Below are 3,034 nucleotides of genomic sequence, written 5' to 3' on the forward strand. Positions count from 1 at the left end.
CCCCCTGGACCACCTGTCGGTCGAGGGTTACGTGCGCGGGATGTCCCGCAAACGGCCGGACATCGAGGTGACGATCCTGCGGATCCCCGCGATCCTCGGACTGCCCGAACCCACGGTGTTCGGGGAGCTGCTGGCGCCGTCGATCTCCCCGGTGCTGGCGGGCTACGACCCCCGCATCCAGTTGCTGCACCCCCAGGACGCGCTCGACGCCCTCCTGCACGCCACGATGGGCGCCGCGCCGGGGACGTTCAACATCGCCGGCGAGGGGATCCTCACGCTCACCCAGGCCATCCGGCGGGCCGGGCACGTCCCGCTGCCGGTGCCGCCGCAGACGTTCAAGCTGGCCGTGCGGCTGCTGTCCAGTCAGGGCCTGCGCGACGTCGGGGCCTCGCAGCTTCGGTACCTGCGCTTCGGGCGCGCCGTGGACACCACGCGCATGCGCGAGGAGTTCGGCTTCACGCCCCGGTACTCCACCGAGGAGGCACTGCACGCCTACCTGGTCGACTCCGGCACCGAACCGCTCATCACCCGCGCCACGCTCGAGCGCAAGACCGCCAAGATCGCCGCCATGCTCCCCGCGCCGGTGGCCGACCGGCTGCGCGCGGGAGTGGACACCACGCTGTGCGAGCTCGAGGCGATCGGCGCGTTGCCCGATCCGAACGAGCCCGATCCGAACGAGCCCGATCCGAGCAAGGAGGAGGCGCTGTGAGGGGCCCCGAATTCGACCTGAGCCAGCCACTCGGTGGGCCTCGCTGGGGGGAGGGCCGCCGCGACTCGCGGAGCGACCGCATCGTGGGCGAGGGCTTCCTCGGCGCCACCAGCCACAGCGACGCCGCCGCCACCGAGATCGGCCGGATCGTCGACCGGTTCCTCACCTCGGTGCGCGACACTCTCGGCCAGGTGATGGAGGCGCTGCCCGTCGACGCCGAGATGCTGGGTCCCGTCCGTGAGGTCGCGAGGGGCGTCGACGTGATGCTCGCGACCGGCGACGTCAGCGCGCTGTCGGGGCTCGTCGACGCCATCAACGGTGTCGGCGAGCTGATCGCCACGCGCGTCACCGGTGGCTACGAGGTCGACGAGTTCGGCTTCGACGAGCACTTCCACAGCACCGTGTGGCTACCGATGTGGCGGCCGCTGTTCGAGCACTGGTTCCGGGTCGAGGTGATCGGCGCCGAGAACATCCCCGCCGAGGGTGCCGGGCTGATCGTCTCCAACCACGCCGGGGTCCTGCCGTTGGACGCGATGATGACCACGGTCGCCGTCCACGACCACTCGGGCCGCGCCCTGCGGCTGCTGGCCGCCGACCTGGCCATGACGCTGCCGGTCTCCGCACCGCTGGCGCGGCGGGCCGGGGCGACCCTGGCCTGCGCTGCCGACGCCGAACGCCTGCTCGAGAGCGGACACGTGGTGGCGGTGTGGCCCGAGGGCTACAAGGGGCTGGGCAAGCCGTTCTCGGACCGCTACCGGCTGCAACGCTTCGGCCGCGGTGGGTTCGTGTCCACCGCGCTGGACGCCGGCGCGCCGATCATCCCGTGCTCGGTGGTGGGCTCGGAGGAGATCTACCCCAAGATCGGCGAGTTCTCCCCGCTGGCGCGGCTGCTGGGTGTCCCGTACCTGCCCATCACGCCGACGTTCCCCCTGCTCGGCGGCCTGGGCGGCATCCCGCTGCCCACCAAGTGGACCATCGAGTTCGGCGAGCCCATCGAGACCTCCCACCTCGGCCCGGACGCCGGCGACGACCCGATGATCGTCTTCGAGATCACCGACCAGGTCCGCGAGACCATCCAGAACACCCTGTTCCGGAACCTCGCTCGCCGTGGGAGCGTCTTCTTCGGCTGATCCGCCCGGGCCGCTCGGGGCCCGGCCGCGAGTCGTCTCAGAACATCCGTCGGATCTGGCCGATCGTCCGCGCGCCGTACGAGGACTTCACGGCCGCCCGGGCTCCGGCGAGCCCGCCCACCGCGAGCACGCCCGGGACCGCCTTCTTGGCGGCCTTGCGCACGGTGCGGAAGTCCTTGATGTCCCAGCCGTTCTCCGAGGCGTACTTGCGCAGCCGCCCGTCCGGGTTGATCGCGACCGGGTTGCCGACCATCGTGAGCATCGGCATGTCGTTGAAGCTGTCGGAGTACGCGTAGCACTTGGACAGATCGAAACCCTCGGCCTCGGCGAGGTTGGAGATGGCGTGCGCCTTGCCGGGCCCGTGCAGGATGTCGCCCACCAGCCGTCCGGTGTACACCCCGTCCTCCTCCTCGGCCACGGTGCCGAGCGCACCCGAGAGCCCGAGCCGCGACGCGATCACCCGCGCGAGCATGACCGGCGTGGCGGTGACCAGCCACACCTGCTGGCCGGCGTCGAGGTGCATCTGCACCAGCGAGCGCGTGCCCGGCCAGACGCGGTCGAGCATCGAGGTGTCCACGACCTCCTCGCTCAACGCGGTCAGCTCGGCGACGGTGTGGCCCTTGACGAAGCTCAGCGCCTTGTCTCGGCCCGCGGCCACGTCGTCGGCGTTCTCCTTGCCGGAGACCCGGAACTTGACCTGCGACCACGCCATCGACGCCACGTCCTGCGCCGTGAAGAACTTGTGCTTGGCCAGCCCACGCGCCAGCAGGATGATCGAGGCGCCCTGGATCAGGGTGTTGTCCACGTCGAAGAACGCCGCGGCCTGCGGGTCGGGGACGAACCGCGTGTCGGCGTGGTCGTCGTGGTCCTCGGTGGTCGTGGCGTCGGCCAGCGGGGGACCGGGCTCGGCGCCGGGCTCGAGCTTGACCGCGTTCCTGGCCGAGGCCTCGCCGGCGACGCGCTGGTCGCGGGCGTTGCGCCGGCGCCAGACCAGCCGCCCGATCGCACTGGTGACGTCCGCTCGTCCGGGCAGCCGGAGACCGTTGCCCCCGGTGTCGGAATCGGACTCGTCGGTGGCGTCGGTGTGGTCGTTCACCGGGTGGACCTCCTAGTGGGGGTGGGACCCCATCCTAGGGGAGTCCGGAGGGGGTGGGGCACTATCAGGGCATGGTGCACACGGTGACCCTGCTTACCA

The 3,034-nt window shown here is 71.3% G+C and carries 2 protein-coding genes and 1 pseudogene; 2 read left to right on the forward strand and 1 reads right to left on the reverse strand.

From position 1 onward, the window contains the following. Positions 1 to 709, forward strand: a pseudogene (locus G6021_RS17465) (nucleoside-diphosphate sugar epimerase); the annotation flags it as partial. Continuing rightward, complete coding sequence (locus G6021_RS13900) at positions 706 to 1,839, forward strand: lysophospholipid acyltransferase family protein (RefSeq protein WP_182641539.1); 1,134 nt, start codon at positions 706 to 708, stop codon at positions 1,837 to 1,839. The pseudogene G6021_RS17465 and the gene G6021_RS13900, both read left to right, overlap by 4 nt. A 37-nt stretch (positions 1,840 to 1,876) precedes the next feature. On the opposite strand, the gene G6021_RS13905 is transcribed toward G6021_RS13900, so the two are convergent. Beyond that, entirely contained in the window at positions 1,877 to 2,935 is a 1,059-nt protein-coding gene (locus tag G6021_RS13905) for an HAD-IB family hydrolase (RefSeq protein ID WP_179523385.1), read from the reverse strand. Positions 2,936 to 3,034 lie beyond the last annotated feature (99 nt).

The sequence above is a fragment of the Dietzia sp. CW19 genome (assembly GCF_014145265.1).
GTDB lineage: Bacteria > Actinomycetota > Actinomycetes > Mycobacteriales > Mycobacteriaceae > Dietzia > Dietzia natronolimnaea.